General features: G+C 71.3%; 21 protein-coding genes and 1 pseudogene. 13 read left to right on the forward strand and 9 right to left on the reverse strand.

Annotated elements, in window-relative coordinates:
- Nucleotides 1–11: 11 nt before the first annotated feature.
- The 3 genes from ACTWPV_RS08855 to ACTWPV_RS08865 are packed head-to-tail and all read right to left on the reverse strand — an operon-like array spanning nucleotide 12 to nucleotide 5,907.
- Nucleotides 12–3,362, reverse strand: coding sequence for a chromosome partitioning protein ParA (locus ACTWPV_RS08855; protein ID WP_443151325.1), 3,351 nt, complete (start codon nucleotides 3,360–3,362; stop codon nucleotides 12–14).
- A gap of 2 nt (nucleotides 3,363–3,364) precedes the next feature.
- Complete coding sequence (locus ACTWPV_RS08860; RefSeq protein ID WP_443151326.1) at nucleotides 3,365–4,711, reverse strand: hypothetical protein; 1,347 nt, start codon at nucleotides 4,709–4,711, stop codon at nucleotides 3,365–3,367.
- On the reverse strand, nucleotides 4,708–5,907 hold the full coding sequence (locus ACTWPV_RS08865; protein WP_443151327.1) for a hypothetical protein: 1,200 nt from the start codon (nucleotides 5,905–5,907) through the stop codon (nucleotides 4,708–4,710). Before ACTWPV_RS08865 ends, ACTWPV_RS08860 begins: the two co-directional genes overlap by 4 nt.
- 341 nt (nucleotides 5,908–6,248) lie before the next feature.
- Here ACTWPV_RS08865 and ACTWPV_RS08870 point away from each other — a divergent pair, with 341 nt between their 5' ends.
- The 5 genes from ACTWPV_RS08870 (at nucleotide 6,249) to ACTWPV_RS08890 (ending at nucleotide 10,877) form a co-directional block, all read left to right on the forward strand.
- Complete coding sequence (locus tag ACTWPV_RS08870; protein WP_443151328.1) at nucleotides 6,249–7,271, forward strand: AAA family ATPase; 1,023 nt, start codon at nucleotides 6,249–6,251, stop codon at nucleotides 7,269–7,271.
- Nucleotides 7,272–7,532: 261 nt separating this feature from the next.
- Nucleotides 7,533–8,111 carry an RNA polymerase sigma factor gene (locus tag ACTWPV_RS08875; RefSeq protein ID WP_443151329.1) on the forward strand — a complete coding sequence of 193 codons (579 nt, stop codon included), beginning with the start codon at nucleotides 7,533–7,535 and terminating at the stop codon, nucleotides 8,109–8,111.
- The gene (locus tag ACTWPV_RS08880) at nucleotides 8,104–8,886 is read left to right on the forward strand and encodes a hypothetical protein (RefSeq protein WP_443151330.1); all 783 of its coding nucleotides are present in this window, start codon (nucleotides 8,104–8,106) and stop codon (nucleotides 8,884–8,886) included. Before ACTWPV_RS08875 ends, ACTWPV_RS08880 begins: the two co-directional genes overlap by 8 nt.
- Nucleotides 8,887–8,952: 66 nt before the next feature.
- Complete coding sequence (locus ACTWPV_RS08885; protein ID WP_443151331.1) at nucleotides 8,953–10,512, forward strand: heparinase II/III domain-containing protein; 1,560 nt, start codon at nucleotides 8,953–8,955, stop codon at nucleotides 10,510–10,512.
- Nucleotides 10,513–10,712: 200 nt separating this feature from the next.
- On the forward strand, nucleotides 10,713–10,877 hold the full coding sequence (locus ACTWPV_RS08890; protein WP_443151332.1) for a hypothetical protein: 165 nt from the start codon (nucleotides 10,713–10,715) through the stop codon (nucleotides 10,875–10,877).
- Between the two features lie 46 nt (nucleotides 10,878–10,923).
- Here ACTWPV_RS08890 and ACTWPV_RS08895 read toward each other — a convergent pair whose 3' ends face one another.
- The 3 genes from ACTWPV_RS08895 to ACTWPV_RS08905 form a co-directional block, all read right to left on the reverse strand.
- Nucleotides 10,924–11,367 carry a hypothetical protein gene (locus tag ACTWPV_RS08895; protein WP_443151333.1) on the reverse strand — a complete coding sequence of 148 codons (444 nt, stop codon included), beginning with the start codon at nucleotides 11,365–11,367 and terminating at the stop codon, nucleotides 10,924–10,926.
- 201 nt (nucleotides 11,368–11,568) lie between these two features.
- Nucleotides 11,569–11,775: a hypothetical protein gene (locus ACTWPV_RS08900; protein ID WP_443151334.1), complete on the reverse strand. Its 207-nt coding sequence runs from the start codon at nucleotides 11,773–11,775 to the stop codon at nucleotides 11,569–11,571.
- A gap of 82 nt (nucleotides 11,776–11,857) precedes the next feature.
- Entirely contained in the window at nucleotides 11,858–12,019 is a 162-nt protein-coding gene (locus ACTWPV_RS08905; protein WP_443151335.1) for a hypothetical protein, read from the reverse strand.
- Nucleotides 12,020–13,070: 1,051 nt separating this feature from the next.
- On the opposite strand from ACTWPV_RS08905, the pseudogene ACTWPV_RS08910 reads away from it, so the two are divergent.
- From ACTWPV_RS08910 to ACTWPV_RS08925, 4 genes and pseudogenes are all read left to right on the forward strand, one after another.
- Nucleotides 13,071–13,205, forward strand: a pseudogene (locus tag ACTWPV_RS08910) (hypothetical protein); the annotation flags it as partial.
- A gap of 40 nt (nucleotides 13,206–13,245) precedes the next feature.
- Nucleotides 13,246–13,707: a TetR/AcrR family transcriptional regulator gene (locus ACTWPV_RS08915; RefSeq protein WP_443151466.1), complete on the forward strand. Its 462-nt coding sequence runs from the start codon at nucleotides 13,246–13,248 to the stop codon at nucleotides 13,705–13,707.
- Nucleotides 13,704–14,048 carry a hypothetical protein gene (locus ACTWPV_RS08920; protein ID WP_443151336.1) on the forward strand — a complete coding sequence of 115 codons (345 nt, stop codon included), beginning with the start codon at nucleotides 13,704–13,706 and terminating at the stop codon, nucleotides 14,046–14,048. The genes ACTWPV_RS08915 and ACTWPV_RS08920 overlap by 4 nt, the downstream gene beginning before the upstream one ends.
- Entirely contained in the window at nucleotides 14,048–14,698 is a 651-nt protein-coding gene (locus ACTWPV_RS08925) for a hypothetical protein (RefSeq protein ID WP_443151337.1), read from the forward strand. Before ACTWPV_RS08920 ends, ACTWPV_RS08925 begins: the two co-directional genes overlap by 1 nt.
- Nucleotides 14,699–14,809: 111 nt before the next feature.
- On the opposite strand, the gene ACTWPV_RS08930 is transcribed toward ACTWPV_RS08925, so the two are convergent.
- Complete coding sequence (locus ACTWPV_RS08930; protein ID WP_443151338.1) at nucleotides 14,810–15,025, reverse strand: hypothetical protein; 216 nt, start codon at nucleotides 15,023–15,025, stop codon at nucleotides 14,810–14,812.
- 49 nt (nucleotides 15,026–15,074) lie between these two features.
- Between ACTWPV_RS08930 and ACTWPV_RS08935 the strand changes: the two genes are divergently transcribed.
- From ACTWPV_RS08935 to ACTWPV_RS08945, 3 genes are all read left to right on the forward strand, one after another.
- Nucleotides 15,075–15,446 (forward strand): hypothetical protein, encoded by a 372-nt coding sequence (locus ACTWPV_RS08935; RefSeq protein ID WP_443151339.1) that lies wholly within the window; start codon nucleotides 15,075–15,077, stop codon nucleotides 15,444–15,446.
- Nucleotides 15,443–15,895, forward strand: coding sequence for a hypothetical protein (locus ACTWPV_RS08940; protein WP_443151340.1), 453 nt, complete (start codon nucleotides 15,443–15,445; stop codon nucleotides 15,893–15,895). The genes ACTWPV_RS08935 and ACTWPV_RS08940 overlap by 4 nt, the downstream gene beginning before the upstream one ends.
- A 493-nt stretch (nucleotides 15,896–16,388) precedes the next feature.
- Entirely contained in the window at nucleotides 16,389–17,183 is a 795-nt protein-coding gene (locus ACTWPV_RS08945; protein WP_443151341.1) for a Clp protease N-terminal domain-containing protein, read from the forward strand.
- A 193-nt stretch (nucleotides 17,184–17,376) separates the two neighbouring features.
- Here the strand turns inward: ACTWPV_RS08945 and ACTWPV_RS08950 are convergent, their stop codons facing one another.
- Together ACTWPV_RS08950 and ACTWPV_RS08955 are read right to left on the reverse strand one after the other, a co-directional pair.
- Nucleotides 17,377–17,628, reverse strand: a complete 252-nt coding sequence (locus ACTWPV_RS08950) for a hypothetical protein (RefSeq protein ID WP_443151342.1) — start codon at nucleotides 17,626–17,628, stop codon at nucleotides 17,377–17,379.
- Nucleotides 17,625–17,777, reverse strand: coding sequence for a hypothetical protein (locus tag ACTWPV_RS08955; protein WP_443151343.1), 153 nt, complete (start codon nucleotides 17,775–17,777; stop codon nucleotides 17,625–17,627). Before ACTWPV_RS08955 ends, ACTWPV_RS08950 begins: the two co-directional genes overlap by 4 nt.
- Nucleotides 17,778–17,878: 101 nt before the next feature.
- Between ACTWPV_RS08955 and ACTWPV_RS08960 the strand changes: the two genes are divergently transcribed.
- A complete protein-coding gene (locus tag ACTWPV_RS08960; RefSeq protein ID WP_443151344.1) occupies nucleotides 17,879–18,163 on the forward strand; it encodes a hypothetical protein in 285 nt (94 codons plus the stop codon).
- The last annotated feature ends 3 nt before the right edge of the window (nucleotides 18,164–18,166 follow it).

Raw genomic sequence — 18,166 nt, forward strand, 5'->3', positions numbered from 1 at the left:
CGGCACAGCGCTCACTTCGGCGGGACACCGCGGTCCACGTACGCGGCGAGCGCCCGCACGCGCTCGCCGTGCTGGTCGTGCCCGACGATCACCGGCGGCTCGTTGTACGGCATCGCGTCGGACGAGCGCCGCAACTTGATGTACTGGCCGCAGGCGTCGATCGCGTACGGTTCCATGTCGTCTTGGAGCGCCCCGATCACCGTGATGCCGTACGTCTCCCCGATCCTCCTGAACAGCGCCACCGCCTCCCTGCGGTGCTCCTTGCCCAGGTTGCGCCCCAGCTCGTCGAGCACCAGGCACAGATGCCCGCCTCCGGACGAGGCGATGGCCGCCGCGCACACCAGCTTGACCGCCTTCTCGTCCATGAGCGCGGTGTTGGCCCGCCGGTTGTAGGGCACGAACCCCTGCCCCTCGCCGCGCCGCCACTTCGGCGTCACCCGCCACTGCCAGCGCTGCTCGGGATCGGCGGGCGCGGGCGGCACCGGGAACTCGAGCGTCGCGCCGTAGCCGCCGTACGAGGTGTCGAGCTTCTCGAACTCCTCGGCCACCCGCGTCAGCCGCGCCCTGATCGCGGCCGTCAGCGCGGCCCGGTGCACGGCCGTGGACTGCGCCGCCTCCTCGGCGCCCCTGGCCGCCGCCGCCAGGTCGCGCTGCCTGGAGACCAGCTGGGCCTCGATCTGCCGGCGCTGGTGGCGTTCGTACTCCTCCTGACCTCGAAGGTAGGAGGCCAGCGACCCGCACACCGCCGCGAACGTCGCCTGCTCCCGCGCCGTGCTCCCGCCCCGCTCCTCCAGCAGGAACCGCAGCTCTTCGGGGACCTCCGCGTCGTCCTCGGGGAAGGTGTCGCGCAACGCCTGGTCGAGGTGGCGTTCGGCGATCCGCCACCACTCCTCGGTCGTACGGGGCCGCTCCTCCTCCGGCAGCGCCGCCAGCCATTCGCGGGCCGTCTCGACCGTGCCGCCCCAGTCGGCGGCCAGCGCGTCGAGCTTGAGCGACTCGCGTTCGGCGGTGACCTTCGCCGCCTGGTCACGGGCCTGCGCCCGCTCGGCCTCGTGCCGCTGCCGCCGACCCTCGAGGCGTTCGATCTCCATGTCCCGGGTGCGGGCGCGGAAGTCCAGCGCCCCCGCCTGGCGTTCGGCCTCGGCGACCTTCGGCGCGAGCTCCTCGATGGCGGAATTGAGCTCGCCGAGCCCGGCCCGGCGCTCGGCCAGCTTCGCCTCCAGCTCGTCCAGGCGCACCCCCGCCCTGGCCCCCTCCAGACGGCGTTGCGCCTCGGCGACGGACTCCTCCCCGTCGTGCACGGCCTGCGCGGCCGTCTCCTGGACGTCCTTCGCCCGGTTGAGCCGCTGCTCGGCGGCCTTGATGCGGGCCTCACGCCCCGTCGCCACCCCGTCGAACGCGCCGACGACGCTCACCCCCGCGGCACTCACCAGCACCGAACCCGGCAGCTCCGCCAGGGCCGCGGCGGCGGCGTCGAGCTGCGCCGCGTCCACGATCACCGCATGCTCGTTCGGCCACCCCCGCAGCTCGCCCAGCGGGACCGCCCCCGGCCGCCCGTCCTGCTGCCCGCCGGCCTTGCCATAACGCGCCTTGAGCGCGGCGCCCAGATCTCCGGCGTCGTCCGGCGCCTTCTGCCGTGCGGACTCCTGGACGGGCTCCTGGACGGGCTCCTGGACGGGCTCCTGGGCGGGGCTCGCGGAGTCGCGGGCCTGTTCGGCCACGTCGAGGGCGTCGAGGAGGCCCGTCGCGCCGATCCCCGCCGCCGTCAGCGCGTTGAGCTGGGCCGCAGCCGGTCCGCCCTCGGCATCGTCGAGCGCCGCCTGAGCGGACGACACCTCCTGGTCGGCCACCCCGAGCGCCTTGAGCGCCTCGTTCAGCCGCAGCCGCGCCTCCCGCAGCTCCCGCTCGGCCGCGGGCACGTCACGCCCGTCCGCGAACCTGCGGCTCTCCTCCAGCGCCGGGATCAGCCCGCGCAGCTCGTCGGCGGAGTTCTCCGCCACCGCGCGGTCGGCGTCCAGCTTCGCGGCCCGCGCCTGCATCGCCGCCAGCTCCTTGCGCGCCTGGGAGACCTGCCGGTCGAGGGTGTCCTCCCGCAAGGTCGTGATCTCCGCCTTGACCATGGCGATCGACCCGGCCGCGGCCTCCTCCGCCGCGACGTGCCGCTGGAGGCCGGCGGCCAGGACGTCGTCCTTGCCCGCGGCGTCGGCCAGCTTGCGCGCCAGCCTGCCCCGCCAGCACCGCAACGCGTCCGCCAGCCGTACCCTGGCCTGGTCGCGCCGGTCGAACGTGGTCAGCAACGCCTTCGACTCCGACTCGAACTCGGCCAGCCGATCGGCGGCCCGCGCAGCGCGCACCCGCCTGGCGTGCTCGTCGCGCCGGGCCTCCCGCTCCTGCTCCAGCTCGGCGTCCAGGCCGGTGAGCGCGGCGATGGCTTCGAAGACGCGCTCGGGGGAGATCTCGTTGAGCGGCTGGGAGAGCAGGTTGGTGGCGACCTTGCTGCGCACGGACGTGGACAGGAACGACACGCACCTGACCCGGTCGCCGTAGAGCACCTTGGTCAAGTCGCGGGCCACGACGTCGCGCCGCCCGGCCGACTTCGGCAGCGACGCCCAGATCTCGTCGGCGCGGGCCACCCGCTCGGCCTCCGACGGGGACGCCGCCAGGTGCACGCCCTCCCGCCACCTGATCTCCAGGTGCGGCGCCTCCTGGTTGACCTTGAGCCACACGGTGAGCGCCCCGCCCGAGGTATCGGGCACCTCGAACAACTCCGCGCCCGCTCCGGGATCCCCGAGAACGAACGCCCCCTCCCCTCCGGAGGCGGAGCTGCCGGACCCGGCGTCCGCGGTCACGGAGAGGTCGGACGCCGGGCCTTCTGATGCGGCACGGCGGGGGACCGGGCCGCCGGATGCGGCGTCGTCCTGAGGGCCGGACGCCGCCCCGGTCTCCGGGGCGTGGGCCGTGGGAGCGGCGCCGTGGTCCGCCGGTGCGAAGCCGTCCATGCCGGGCGGCCCGAACACGCCCACGATGTAGCCGTGGTCGGCGCTCGCCCACTGGCGGGACCCGGCGCCGCTGGCCAGCTCGGCGTTGAACAGCAGCTCGGACACCGCCTTCGCGCCCGACGCGAATCGCCACTGCTCATCACCGAGCAGCGCCGTGATCGAGGCGATGAACGATGACTTGCCGGCGCCGTTGGAGTCTTTGGGCCCGGCGCCGGCCACGACGATGAGCGTGCCGGGCACGGTGGGCACCGGATGGGTCGAGAGCCGCGAGATGTTGACCGCTTGCACGGCGATCAGTACGCGGTCTCCGACGACGTTCTCCACCTGCGACACTCGTACCCCCGTTACCCTTCCATCCGTCATCTTCACCGCGCTGACCTGCGCGCGCGTACGGCCGCCGCGAGCGGGGTGCTCGGCCCAGCGGCCAGGATCAGCTCCTCCTGCAGGCGGCGCCGAGCCGCCGGGGTGAGCCGGTGGAACTGCGGCCCCGGCACGTAGCCGCCCGCCTCCTCACCGGCCTTCACCTGGCCCAGCAGCCCCGCCTGCCGCAGCGCCCGCAACGCCGCCTCCAGCTCGCCGATCGGCAGCTGGGTGTGGCGGCGCAGTTCGTCGACCGGCGTGGGGTGCGGTGACAGCCAGCTGTCCTCGGGCAGCAGCCCCTCGGCCCTCGGGATCGCCACGGAGTGCACCAGGACGAGCGTCAGCACGGCCCGCTCGCTCACCCCGAGCCGCGCCCCCGCCTCGGCGAGGTGCGCGTCTCCCCGGGCGTGCGCGCCCTCGCCACGGTCCGCCGGCTCGGCGTGGGCGGACACCTCGACGGCTCCGGCACCACCGACGCCGATTTCGATGCCCGGGGTGGACACGGTGAGGGCGGCGGCGCAGGCGTCGTCGTAGCCGGAGATCCAGCGTTCGCGGTGCTGGACGAGTGTACGGCCGCGCCGGGCCAGCATCTCGCCCAGCGTGTGCCGCAGCGCCGGGTCGCGCAGGGCGGCGAAGCGAGCCTCCTGCACCGGCTCTGCCGCGTGCTCCACCACCATGAACGCCGCCACCAGCTCCGCCCGACGCCGCTCGTCGTAGCCGCTCAGCAGGTCGTCGAACTCCGCCGCGCCTGCCTCGACCCGGCCTCCTGGCTCCGCCGCCGGCTCCGGCGCGCTTTCCGAGGCGGCGGCCACGATGTCGGCATCGCCCACCACGGTCAGCTCGGGGCGCTCGGGCTCGGGCAGCCGCCGGACCAGCTCCTGCAGCTGGGCATGGGACTCGACCGGCCAGAGAGCACAGCGCGGGCCCGGGCAGACGACGCCGTCGTCCATGACGATCCAGGCCGAGTCGTGCAGGCGGCGCAGCGCGCCGACCGCCCAGTTGCGCATCAGGTCGTCGGTGCGGCCGATCAGCGCGCGGTAGGTGTCGAGCACCAGCTCCACCGGCGCGGGACGGCCCGGCCACGGGTCGGCGGACAGGTCGGTCCAGCAACATTTGAGCACGGCGGCGAGCACCCGCCGGGTCTCGCCGGAGCGCTCCACGGGCAGGGGAGCGACCTGGTGCTCGTCCAGCAGGGACGGCGTCACCCCGTCGGGCCACACCGGCAGCGCCTGCCCGGTGGAGTCGGGGCGCGTCAGCCGCGCCATCCCCGGCGGCGGGACGGCCCCTGCCCTCAGCCACAGCGGCCCGGTGGACCGTGCCCGCGCGTGCGCCATCGCCGCGTCTTCGGTCATCGGGCGCGCTCCAGATAGCCGTGGGACAACCAGGCGGGCTCGCGCTCCGGGGCGATCGTGAGCCCGTCGGCCCACGTCAGCCGGTAGGGCAGCTCGGGCCGCAGGTCGAGCGTCGTCAGGTCGGCGAGCACGCGGCGCGCCGACGGCCAGTCGGAGCCGAGCACGTCGGCCAGCACCACCCGGGAGGCGTCGCCCAGCAGCGACTCGGCGACCTGCGTCAGCCGCTCCGTGGCCGCGTCGGGCGAGGTGTCGAGCGCGTCGCCGGGCCCCGGATCGGGCAGGTTGGAACGCGGGGGAGTGGGCTGGGCGGGCGCGGGCCGCGGCGCCTCGTCGACGGCGCGGGCGATGGCGGCGGGATCGTGCCAGGGCGCGGGCGCGTCGAAGACGACCCCGTCGAGCACCGCCGCCAGCTGCTCCCTGGAGGCGGTCTGCGCGAACGTGCGCCACGTCTCGGTCGGCAGCAGTGTCAGGTTGCGCGTGGTGCCCGCGGAGTCGGCCAGCCGCCCGGCGGCCCGGCGCGAGGCGTCGCTGTAGGCGTAGATCGCCGCGCGCAGGTCGGTGCAGACCCGGTCGAGCTGCGGCCAGCGGGTCAGGATCGTGCCGTGCAGCCCCTGCGCGCGCCGCGCGATCTCCTCGGTGCCCCACAGCTTGGGCGCCTGCTCGCGCAGCTCCTCGATGGTGCCCATGGTGAGAGTGATCAGCTCCAGCGCCCACAGCCGGAACGCCCGCGTCAGGTTGACCGCGCTCTGCCCGGCCTCCTCCATCGTGGTGCGCGGGTCGGCGACGTTGAGGTCTTCGAGCGCGAGCAGCCGGTGCATCTCCGACTGGCCGCCGTCGTCCATCATCCGCCGGATGAACATCAGCCCGACCACGCTGGTGAACGACGCCCGGTAACGCAGCTGATTGGGCTTGGGAAACACCTCGCGGATCGCCCCGAGCCCCTTGAGCACACGCAGCCGGTTGTCGAACTGGTCGGTGGGGTGGGCCCGGCAGGCGAAGCGCATCTGCTCGTGCGTCAGCCACTCCTCGCCCGCCTCGGCGAACGCGGCGAACAACGTCTCGGCGATGTCGACCAGGGCCGGATCGTCGACCACCGCCCCGCTGTCGCGGGCCAGCGCGGCGAACATGCGGCGGTAGGTCGACAGGACCGCCTCGTCGGTGAGGACGGCGTCGAGGGTCAGAGGCTGTTCTGGCACGGGGACTAAGGTACGGCTTCGCACCGACACTCTCCGCCGTCTCCTGGCGAACCCATGCCCGTACCAGCGAGTACATACGCGCAAGCGACGGCTGAGCGCTAAGGTGATGCCCGGTAAGGCGGGGGCAAAAGCTCTGTAACTGTGCATACGGGGAGTTAGCGGTGCGGACGCGCATGCTCCGAGGTGATCGGGGCACGGCGATGATCGCCTCCGTGGTGGCCACGTGCCCGGTCGCGGTGCCCGAAGGCGACGGTCCTCTCGGGAGACTCTGATGGCCACACCGCGCGGCGGGTTCCCGGCCGCGCCGCTCTACGAGTGCACCGGCTGAGAAGGGGACTCAGTTGACCCAGTACAACCACCAGGACCAGTTCGGGCAGACGGTGCAGCCGTACCAGCAGCCGCCGCAGCAACCGGCCCAGCTGGCCGGCCAGTTCGCCCAGCGCTTCCAGCTGCTCGCCGCCAACATCGAGCGCATCATCCGCGGCAAGCACGAGGCCATCGAGCTGGCCCTGATCTGCCTGTTCTCCGAGGGGCACCTGCTCGTCGAGGACGTGCCGGGCACCGGCAAGACCACGCTCGCCCGGTGCGTCGCCGCCAGCGTGGACGCCGAGTGGCGACGCATCCAGTTCACCCCCGACCTGCTGCCGAGCGACATCACCGGTGTGTCGATCTACAACCAGGCGCACCAGAAGTTCGAGTTCCACCACGGGCCCGTCTTCGCGAACATCGTGCTCGCCGACGAGATCAACCGGGCCTCGCCGAAGACCCAGGCCGCGCTGCTGGAGGTCATGGAGGAGCGCAGGGTCACGGTGGACGCCGAACCGCATCCGGTGCCCCGTCCGTTCCTGGTGGTGGCCACGCAGAACCCCGTCGACATGGACGGCACGTACCCGTTGCCCGAGGCCCAGCTCGACCGGTTCCTGATGAAGATCTCCGTCGGCTACCCCGACCACGTCTCCGAGGTCGAGGTGCTCAAGGGCATGCCGACCGGGCCGCAGGTCGAGCGGCTGCCCGTGGTGGCGCGGGCGTCGGACGTGTCCGGGATGATCGACTTCGCCTCGCACATCCATGTGGCCGACCCCGTCTACGACTACATCGTGGCGGTGTGCGCCGCCACCCGGACCAGCCCGCACCTGCGGCTCGGCGCCAGCCCCCGGGGCAGCCTCGCGCTGCTGCGCGCGGCCAGGGTCAAGGCCGCCGCCGCCGGACGCCACTACGTCGTCCCCGAGGACGTCAAAGCACTGGCCGTACCGGTGCTCGCGCACCGCCTGATCCTCACGCCCGAGGCGGAGCTGCGCGAGGTCACCACCGCGGCGGCGCTCGGCGAGATCCTCGCCGGGATGCCGGTGCCGCAGGCGGCGTAGGTGCCGCGAGCGCCTGCCGCGCCGCCGGGCCGCCTGCGTTCGGTACGCGCCCGGCGACGTCACCGACCCCGCCACCGCGGCCTGGCAGCGCAGCGACGCCATCCGCGGAGCCGTCCGCGCCGGCACCCCGCTCACCACCCGCCTGCGCGACCGCCTCCTCCTGCGCTGACCCCCTCCTGACCCCCGGTACAGCGCCACCGTGAAAGCAGAACGGCGTGTCGGGTGATATCAGATGACGACTGACACACCGGAAGGGTGCACATGACGGGGGAGACGATCGTGAAGCCGGTGCCCTGGGCGGCCGCACATCCACCAGGCGTGCTGGACGGCACCGAGGCGTTCGCGGCGGTGTTCGACGCCCACTTCGCGGAGATCCACACCTACGTCGCGCAGCGGCTCGGCGCCGACCACGCGGACGACATCGTCGCCGAGACGTTCCTCACGGCGTTCCGCAAACGCGACCGTTACGATCCGTCGAGAACGGGCGTGCGCGCCTGGCTGTACGGCATCGCCACCAACCTCATCGGCAAGCACCGCCGCCTCGAGGCCCGCACCCTGCGCGCCCTCGGCCGCTGCGGCCCCGACATGGACACGCCCGGGCACGAGGACTCGGTGGCCGTCCGGGTCAGTGCCCAGAGCCTGCGGCCTGAGCTCGCCGCCGCCCTGGCCGAGCTCGACCGGCGCGACCGAGACGTGCTGCTGCTGGTCGCGCTCGCCGGGCTGAGCCACGACGAGATCGCCTCCGCGCTCGGCATCCCGTACGGCACCGTCGGCTCCCGCCTGAACCGGGCGAGGAAGAAGCTGCGGGCGCTGCTCGGGGAGGTGCGCGTCCATGGATGAGCTGGCACGCGTGCGCGACCTGTACGGTGAGCCGCGTCCGGGGCCGCACGACCAGGCCAGGGTGTGGCGGCGGGTGCAGGCGGGGCGGCGGCGCAGCCGGCTGCCATGGCTGGCGGTCCCCGCCGTCGCGACGGCCCTCGCGCTCGCCTTCGTCATACCTGGGCTTCCGGAACGCCACATCGACGGCCGCTCGGTCCTGTTGTCGGCGGCCACCACGGCGGCGGCCACCGGGTCGGAAGGCACCTACTGGCACGTCAGCAAGCTGCACGGCGGCACCAGGGTGACCGAGCTCTGGGTGACCAGGCGGGGCCGGGCGTGGATCGCCGAGCAGGGCGAGATCACCCGCGTCACCGGCCGGTCGCCGTTCAGCATGGCCGGGCGCGACCTGACGTACCAGCAGATCCAGGCCCTGCCGTCCGACGCCGCGGCGCTGCGCGCGCGCGTCGCCGCGATCCTGCCCGCCGGTTCGGAGGGGCTGCTGGCCGACGCGCTCAGCGGCCTGCTGTGGACCAAGCCGTCCACGCCGGGGGTGCGCGCGGCCGCCTACCGGGCGCTCGCCGACCTGCCCGAGGTCCGCTACCTGGGCGCGCGGCAGGACGCGCGGGGGCGCGCCGGCGAGGCGTTCTCGTTCGACCTGCCCTCCGGCGTCGAGCGGACCCTGATCATCGACCCGGTCACCTCGCAGGTGTTGTCCTGCGAGGACGGCGGCCACGGCGGGCGCTCCGAGATCGTGCTCGGGGCGGGCTGGACCGACCGGGGACCGGACCTCCCCTAGCCTTCCCCGCCCGCATCCATCGGCGCGGCGCGCGGGTCTCGCGCGTCCTCTCACAGGAGCCACGACGTGTTCCGGCGTGCCCGCACCACGTCAGGCAGGGCCATCTGCCTGAGCGACCCGTTTCCCGTGATCAAGGTGAAGGAGGTGATGCGCGGGCTGGTCAGGTTCGCCGGGCAGCCGGCCGTCGAGCTCGGCACGGACGTCGACTGGGCCGCGAACCCGCACGGCAACCGCTCGTGGGCGCTGAACCTGCACACGCTGCGCTGGCTGGGCCGCCTGGTCGCCGAGTACGAGCGGACGGGGGAGCCCGCCTACCTCGACCGCGCCCGCACCCTGGCCGGCCACTGGGCCGGCGCGAACCCGCGCGGCGGCCAGGGCGTCAGCCCGTGGGCGTGGGCCGAGCACGCGGTCGCGCTGCGCGCGCCCGTGCTCGTGTGCCTCAGCGAGCACGTGCGCGCCCGCTGGTTGTGGGACTCCCTGGCCGCGCACGGTGAACTCCTGGCCGACCCGGCGCTCTACCGCGAGGGCCACAACCACGGCCTGGACCAGGACATCGCGCTGCTGGCCGTCGGCTGCCGGCTCGGGCGTACCCGGTGGCGGGACCTCGCCGTGCGCAGGATGACCGCCTCGGCCGAGCTGGCCATCGACGCGCAGGGCGTGCTGCACGAGCAGGCCCCCCGCTACGGCCTGTACGTGCACCGCAGGCTCGGCGTGGCCCTGCGGGCGATCCGCGAGAGCGGCGCGGAACCGCCCGCGCGGCTGGTCGCCAGGCGGGCGGCGCTGGAGGCGTACGTCGCGCACGCCACCCAGCCCGACGGCCGCCTCGTCCCGATCGGCGACGGGCCCGCCGACGTGCGCGCGGTCGGCTTCCCCCGCGAAGGGCCGGTGGTGCGGGTGTTCGACGGCGGTTACGTCTTCGGCAGGACCGCGTGGGACGACCCCGCCTCCGCCCACTACTCGATCAGGTTCGGTCCCGGGCGGCGGCTGCACGGGCACGAGGACCATCTCGGGGTCACCTACAGCGCCCACGGCAGGCGGATCCTGGTGGAGGCCGGCTTCCACTCCTACGAGCACACCGGGTACGCGCAGTGGACCCGCTCGCCGGAGGCGCACAACGTGCCGGTCGTCTCCGGGACCTTCCGCCCCGGCACCGCCACGCGCCTGGTGAGCTCCGCGATCGGGCCGTCGCGCCAGTCCTTCGAGCTGGCCGACGACGCCTACGGGGTGCCCAGGACCCGGCATGTCCTCGTCTGCCACGGCCCGGACCTGATGGCCGTGCACGACTCCGTGCCTTCGGGCGTCCTGCGCAGTCTGTGGCACTTCGACCCCTCCCTCAGGCTCGTGTCCCGGCGCGAGGGGACGATCGTGCTCGGTGACGGGGACTTCCACGTGACGCTGCTGCAGTTCCCCGGCGCCGGCCAGGCGGTGCGCCCGGGCCTGATCTCGCCCGGTTACCTGCGCACGTCGGAGGTCGTCACCGTGCTGTCTCCCGAGACTGCCCGCGTGCTGACCGTGATCGTGCCCGGCGTCGCCGAGCCCTCGCTGTCGCGCTCCGACGGCTCGCTGACCGTGCGCACGCCCGGCGGTCCCGTCACCCTCCAGCCGCCGTACAGCCAGCGTGGCTGATCCTCCACCAGCCCACCGGCTGGCTGGGTGTGCCGAAGCGTGGCGCATTAGGTCGGCCAGGCCACCCTGGCCAAGAGGATGAAGACCGCGAGCGGCGGCACGAAGTTCAAGAACTCGATGGCCGCGCTCAACGCCTACGTGAAGTCGCGCGGGTATGAATGCTCCCTTGTCACGGACGTCGTCAACAGGCCGCTGACCCCATGTCCCGGGTGTCGTACGACGTCGGCGTCCTGCGCCGGGCACCGATCCTCGACGTCTGGGCGGCGGAACTGCCATGGAACAAGGGCAGAAACCTGCGCAAGGGCCTCGGTCACTCCATCGTCGTGTACGGCTACGACAGCCTGAGAGGGCGTTACGCGAGTTGATGTCCCTCTCGTCCTTTGCCTTGGGGAAGGCGGGCTGGTCGGGGTGTTAGCAGTTGGGGTGGGAACGTGGCTGAGCGAACATTCCTGGCTCGGTTTCGACGAGAATGCCCTGGTTGACCAGGCGCTTGAGCTTGGCGCGGATGTTCTCGGTGTTCTTCTTCACGATGGGAAGGTCCAGCGCCTGGCAGAGGTCACGAGTTCGTAGTGGGCGGCCGAGGTCGGCGAAGGCGTCCAGGACCTGCGGGTAGGCGGGGTGGTCGGGGACCACGGGAGGCGGTGGGGCCGGCTCGGGTCCTGGTTCGTCGGCGAGGGACAGCAGGGTCTTGCGGGTGATCCGCAGGTGCTCGATCGCTTCGTGCAGTTCGCCGAGGTGCGCGACCATGGCGTCGATCTCCGCCTGGGCCTGCTCGATCTGGCCGGTCAGGGCTTGCTCGCGGGCGTCGACCTTCCTCGCTGACGGTTTGGACGTGCCGATGTCGACGCGGTCCAATCACTGGAGGATGCTGCGCGAGGCCGGGCTGATCAGCATGACGGTCGACGGCCGGCACCGGCGGATCCGGCCGCGCGGCGACGATCTCGGCTAGCGCTTCCCCGGCCTGCTCGAGCCCATCCTGCGCCTCAGTGCGGCCGAGTCGTCGCGCAGCGGTCCGCTCGGGGCCGCGCCTCCAGCATCACTGTGTGGAGCCGTGTTTCAGCTGGGCACGTCACGTCGTTCGAGGCCGGCAAGGCGGACCGCGGTGAGGCCCGCCGCGGCGACGGTCATGACGATCAGCGGCGTGATCGCCATGTCCCCGCCGGGAAGTTCCGGCACGTGCTCGAAGATCGACAGGTTGACGATCCATCGGTCGAGCCGCAGCTCCTGGCCGATCCAGCCGAACAGCATGCTCACCATGGCCACGGCGAACGTGGTGGCGAACAGCCGTAGGCGGTGAGAATGATCTTGGGTGAAGTGTGAAGTCCGGCTTTGGCGTGTGATCGCTCTATCTGGAGGTCTCTGGACCGCCGTGGATGATGCGGTGGATGGTGGAGCGTCCGACGCTGTACTCGGCAACCAGGTCGGCCAGGGATACTTCGCCCTCGGCGTATCGCCGGCGGATGGAGCGCCGGGCGGGCTCGGAGAGTTTGGGCTGCTTGCCCGTCAACTTGCCGTTCTTCTTCGCAGCGCCATGCCCTCGCGGGTGCGCATCTTGGACCCGGATCGTGGCAGACCGCCGTTGGTGCCGACGCTGGCCCCTCGCACCGGCACGCTGACGATCAACACTGACGAAGGCGCTGACGATTCACATCGGAGTAGCTGGCCGTATGAACCTGTCCTCTGCGACGGTTTCGCCCATCTCTGCGGCGATCAGCGACCACCTCTCGCAGCAGGGTGAACCTATGACGGGAGTGTCCTGCATCGCCCGAGGCGCCGACACCCTGTTCGCGCGGGAGCAGATGCCGGAACGCTGTGGTACTGGGCGCCAAGATTATCGACGGACGCTTTCCGAGCGACGACTTCGCGAGAGCGAAGGAGATTCCGCGGACGGGAATGAGACCCGTGACCGCTGATGGTGGCGACCAGGCTGGCACGCTGCTCGCTCCTTCTGCACGTGGCACATCCTCGTGGATGACCAGCCGGCCATCCACGAATACGCCTCCCGAACTCGAAGCCGCCGGCGTGCTCGGCGCCATCCCTCTGGAATGGCTCCACATGAACGATGCAAGGCATCGCTTCGCCAACGAGGTGCAAGGACACGCTCGACGCGATAACCGCTGCGGTTACCCACCGAGTTGCCTCCATCAGGACGGTTGCCGTCACGCTGGGACCTCCCGTCGTGGACCCCGAAGGCGTCAATCTCACTGTCCGGCCCAACCTGCCGGTTTCACCACCTACCCGGCGCGGGAGCGCTCGCCCAGGGAGAAGCCTCGGGCGGAGCGGATGGTGGCGCGCATGCGCGAACCTCTTCCCCGGTGAGGACTTCGCCGATCTGGCCGATGCCCAGGTGCGCGCCGAGGCATGGTGCCGCAGCACAGCGGGGGCTGCGTCTGCACGGCACTGCGGCGGCGCAGCCGGCCGAAGCGTTCGCCGAGTGCGAGGCCGAGCGGCACCACGAGGGCGATACCCCGAAGCCGGCCAGAACAGTGAAGCTCACGCCTGCCCGAAATGACTTTTCACCTGTTATATTGAATAGGCATAGTGGAAAGGAGCAAGTCATGGATGATGAGCCAAGACGGCGGAGCTACAACTCGGCGACGCGACTGACGCAAGCGGAGCAGACCCGGGCCGAGATCGCTGACTCCGCTCGCCGGCTGTTCTTCGCGCGGGGGTGGGCGGCGGCCACCATCCGGGACGTGGCACGCCAGACGGGCGTTTCGGCGCCAACCGTCTATGCCGCGTTTCAGGAGCAAGACGGGCCTGGTCCAGGCCCTGGTCGATGTCGTAGACCTCTCCGCCGGCCTGCCTCAGATGGTCGGCGAACTCGCCTCCATCACGGATCCGCGGCAGCACCTGGCCACGATGGCCGGCTATGACCGCCGGCTCTTCGAACGCGCCGGAGACGTGATCGCCCTCCTCCGTGAGGCCGGCAGAACCGAGCCTGAGCTCGCCACCTTCTACGAACAGGGCCGCCGGCGGGCCGACGACACCCGCACCCAGGCGTTCTCATCATGGCCGGAGGGCATCCTACGGCCCGGCCTGGAGGTGGCGACCGCCGTCGACATCTACGCCGCCCTGTGCAACATCGATGTCTACACCACGCTCACCGAGCGCGGCTGGGCGCCCGGCGACATCGAGCGCTGGTGGGTCGAGGCGCTCCGCCGGGAACTGCTGACCCCGGAAGGACCGCAATGAGCGTTGAATCGTTGAACACATCCGGCGTTGCCCGACTCACCACGTACCGGGACGACGGCAGCGGAGTGGGCACGCCGGTCAACTTACGAATCAAGGACGGCAAGGTCTACTTCATGACGCCGCCCAAGGCCGCGAAGGCCAAGCGGCTGGCACGCGACCCGGAGGCGGCACTCGCACCCTCGACGCCGACGGGCAAGCTCATCGGTCCGTCCGTTCGAGGTCGAGCTCGACCGCCCGGCCACTCGGCCGACAAGGGGTTCCGGACCCGATTCTGGATTTTCGCCCGAATCGACCACCGGAACACACCGATCACCTATGAGGTCACACTGGAGGAGCTCTGATGGGCTTTACCACCTTGGCGGGGCTGGGCGGCATGACATTCGTGCTAATGCTGGCCGTCCTCAACTACATGTACGTCCGGGTCGGCGTCCTGTTCCCGACATCGGACAAGGACTTGGACGCGGTCACAGACTCCTTCGCCCGTCTCGGCAGCGCGTTCAAGCGAATGTCGGTGATCGTGCCGGTCGCGTGGGTATCCACCACGATTTTCGCCGCCGGGCTGCTTTCGACGCTGTGGCGCGGCGGAACCGGCACGACCGCATGGGCCCTCGTAGGTTTCGCCGGCGTGCTCATGCAGAACGCCGTGTTCATGTGTGCGGAGGCACTCCGGTTCGGAATGGTCGCTGCCGCCCGGCATGGCCGAACGGCGATGGGAGGGCTGTGGGGCCTGAGCAATGTGCTCGTGGGGTTCAACCAGGTGTTCCTGGCGCTCGCGATCCTGGGATTCACCACAGCCGGCGTCGGTGCCGGGGTCATCGCCACCTGGCACGCCTGGCTCGGCTACATCAGCGCCGCCGTGCTGTTCATCGCCGCTTCGGCGAGTCCGTACAACGTCGACGGCGGCAACCGGCTGTGGCAGGCCGGCCTCATCGGCGCGTTCGGCTGGGGAATCTGGATAGCCACCTGGAGCGTCACGCTGCTCCGCCTATAGAGCCGCCGGGGACTCCGTAGTCCCGGATGCTGACGTCGCGCATGCCGGTCCCGTTCAGCCGGATTGGCTGGAGGAAGGAGGCCGGCGGATGCCCGGTCATTCGCCGGCAGATCAACGGCGGTAACGCCATTCGTGATCCCAGGTCTGTACGTGCTCGAGTAGTTGCTGGGCCAGGCGTGCGCCGTGGGGACCGTGCCCGATGACGCCGAACTCGTGGCGAAGCTGCTCGGCTTGGTGGTTACGAGGCGTTTGGCGGATGGTGAGGTTGGCGAAGCTGTCGGGTGCAACGAGGGCGACGCCAACCAGCCGTTCGAGCTGTTCGCCCACCTGGTGTTCGGCGCCGTGCTGGGGTTCTTCTTCTACGGCTCCGGCGCCCGTGCTGGCCGCCTCCGCGCACGAGAACGCCGCCGGGACCGCTCTGCTGGACCGGGTCGCAGCCCAGGCCTCCGGCACGGTGACCAAAGCCTTGGTCGATCAGGGGTTCAAGAACACGGTCGTCGACCATGGGGCCGGGCTCGGGATCGACGTGGAGATCGTCGAACGCAACCCCGCCGACACCGGGTTCGTCCCCCAGCCGAAACGATGGATCGTCGAGCAGACGTACGGCACCTTGATGCTGCACCGGCGCCTGGTCCGCGACTATGAACACCTGCCGGCCAGCTCCGAATCACGGGTGTACTGGGCGATGACCGACGTGATGTCCCGCCGGCTGAATCGCACCCCCGCACCGTCGTGGCGGTCGACATGACCAGGCCAGATGCACAGGAACCGGACCCCGGCACGTGGCTGTTGAACAAGGTCGACGCCCGCGAGCGGGCCCTGACCGGCCAGATCGAGCAGGCCCAGGCGGAGATCGACGCCATGGTCGCGCACCTCGGCGAACTGCACGAAGCGATCGAGCGCTTGCGGATCACCCGTAAGACCCTGCTGTCCCTCGCCGACGAACCAGGACCTGAGCCGGTCCCACCGCCTCCCGTGGTCCCCGACCACCCCGCCTACCCGCAGGTCCTGGACGCCTTCGCCGACCTCGGCCGCCCACTACGAGCTCGTGACCTCTGCCAGGCGCTGGACCTTCCCATCGTGAAGAAGAACACCGAGAACATCCGCGCCAAGCTCAAGCGCCTGGTCAACCAGGGCATTCTCGTCGAGACCGAGCCAGGAATGTTCGCTCAGCCACGTTCCCACCCCAACTGCTAACACCCCGACCAGCCCGCCTTCCCCAAGGCACGCGGGCCGTCATCGCTCTTGTGATCGCAAACGTGACAAGCCGCCGCCCCAGGTAGGAGCGGCGGCTTACGCCGGTTCGCCGGACTGCTGACGACTGGTCTTCGCCTCAGGGACAGGGGCTCAGGTGAACAGATCCTGAAGGGTCTGCGTGGTGGCCGCGCGTTCGACCCAGACCTCGAGCTGGGCCAGGTCGGTGCAGGAGATGATCCGGGCGCGGGCGTCTTCCGGGAGGTCGAACCACGGGCTTCCAGTACGAGCAACACTGACGTGGCGGCTTGCTCCGCCCTGCCTTCTGCCCTGGCTTTGATGCGGCCTTCTTCGAGGCCGCGGCCGTAGTGCTCGCGGGCGAAGGGGCTGTAGACGGGCCAGTCGGTGGACGTCATGATCTCCTCCATGAGGTGTCGGATATCGGGCACGGCTATGCTGTTGGCATATGGCACCCCATTGGGGTTAGGGTGGGGGTATGCCTAAGATCAATGTGTACCTCCCTGACGATCTCGCCGAGGCCGTCAAGCAGGCCGGCGTCCCGGTGTCGGCGATCTGCCAGCGCGCCCTGGAGCAGGCGGTGCGCCGGGTGACCGCCATCAGGGAGATGGCCCTGGTCCCCCAAGACCTCGACGAGCCGACCGGAGCGCTGGCCCACCTCACTCCCAGGACTCGTGTCGTGGCGGTCAAGCTGGCCCAGGAGGCGGCCAGAGCCGACGGGGCCACCAGCGTCGGCACCGAGCACCTGCTCGCCGGCATGCTGGCCGACGGCGCCAACCTGGCGCTGCATGTGCTTCGCGCCATGGAAATCGACCCAGAGCAGGTCGGGCGCGACCTGTCCCGCCACCGACCGGCCCGGCGGCCTGAGGGCGCCGCCACGGCCACGGACGGCGCCGCGCCGCTGGCGCTGAGCACGGAGGCCGCCAACGCCCTGGAGTTCACCGTCACCGAGGCCACCTCCCTCGGCCACAACTACGTCGGCTGTGAGCATCTTCTGCTCGGCCTCGTCACCGAGCCCGACGGGATCGCCGGCCAGGTCTTGCGCGGGCTGGGCGCCGAGCCCCGGCTCACCCGGCGCGCGGTGGTGGCGGCCCTCGCGGGATACGTCCACCTGCGCGCCCAAGCCCAGCAGGACGCCCCCGCGCCCCCGGCCGGGCAGGCGGCGGGCGAGTCCGCCGTGCAGGCGAGACTGGCGGCTGCGATCCGTCAGGAGCTCCAGCCGTTCGTCCAGCGCCTCGAACGACTGGAAGAGCGCCTCGGCCCGGACGCCTGAGGACCACAAGTGATCACCACCGGCCGGAGGCGTACGCTCGCCGCGCTGCGCGTCGCCATCGTCTCCGTGGTCGTGGTCGGCATCGTGATCGCGGCAACATGGTGAGCCGCCCCCCGGGATTCGGTGGCGACTCTCACAACTCTGCCGGGATGCCGATGGCCTCCACTCAGAGCAGATGAGAAGCGGGGCGTGCTCAGGTGAACAGGTCCTGAAGGGTTTGGGCGGTGGCCGCCCGAGTGACCCAGGTTTCGAGCTGGGCCAGGTCGGTGCAGGAGCGGATCCGGACGCGGGCGCCCTCTGAGATGTCGAGGCTGCGGGCTGTCAGCACGAGCAACACCGACTTGGCTGCTTCTTCCGCCTTGCACTCGGTCCTGCCTTCTGCGAGGCCGCGGCCGTAGTGCTCGCGGGCGAAGGGGCTGTAGACGGGCCAGTCGGTGGACGTCATGTCTCCTCCATGAGGCGCCGGATCTCGGGCGCGGCCATGCTGTAGGCGTGTTGATAATACTTCGGAGCGTGGTCGTTGTGGGCGTCGGCCAGCGCTGTGGCGAACGCCTCGACGACATTGCGGCTGAGGCCGTGGACCATGACGGACATGGCAGCCAGGTCCAGGTGATCGGCGGCTTGCCGGGGGTCGGTGACGGCCGGGATGCCGTCCGGTCCCAGCGCCCGGGCCTGGAAGCGGTAGCTCGCTCAGCTTGGCCGAGCAGCTTCTGGCGGGCATCGGCCCGAAGTACGAGAGACGCCATGGGCTCGTGCTCGCTCGATATGTCTCCGCCTTGGCCCAGGCGAAGGAGGTCCCCGAGGCGGTGGCCAAGCTCACGGAAGCCGCAGGCATCACCGGGCAGCACAGTTCGATCCGGCTCACCGACGAGATCCGGCAAGCACGAGCCCGGCCGAATCCGTGGGCGGATACCACCCATGTCCGTCAGCTGGACGAGACCCTGCGCTGCCGCAGGCTCGTCCGGAGTTGCCCGGCCTGAACG

This window comes from Nonomuraea sp. KM88, assembly GCF_052245635.1.
Classification (GTDB): domain Bacteria; phylum Actinomycetota; class Actinomycetes; order Streptosporangiales; family Streptosporangiaceae; genus Nonomuraea.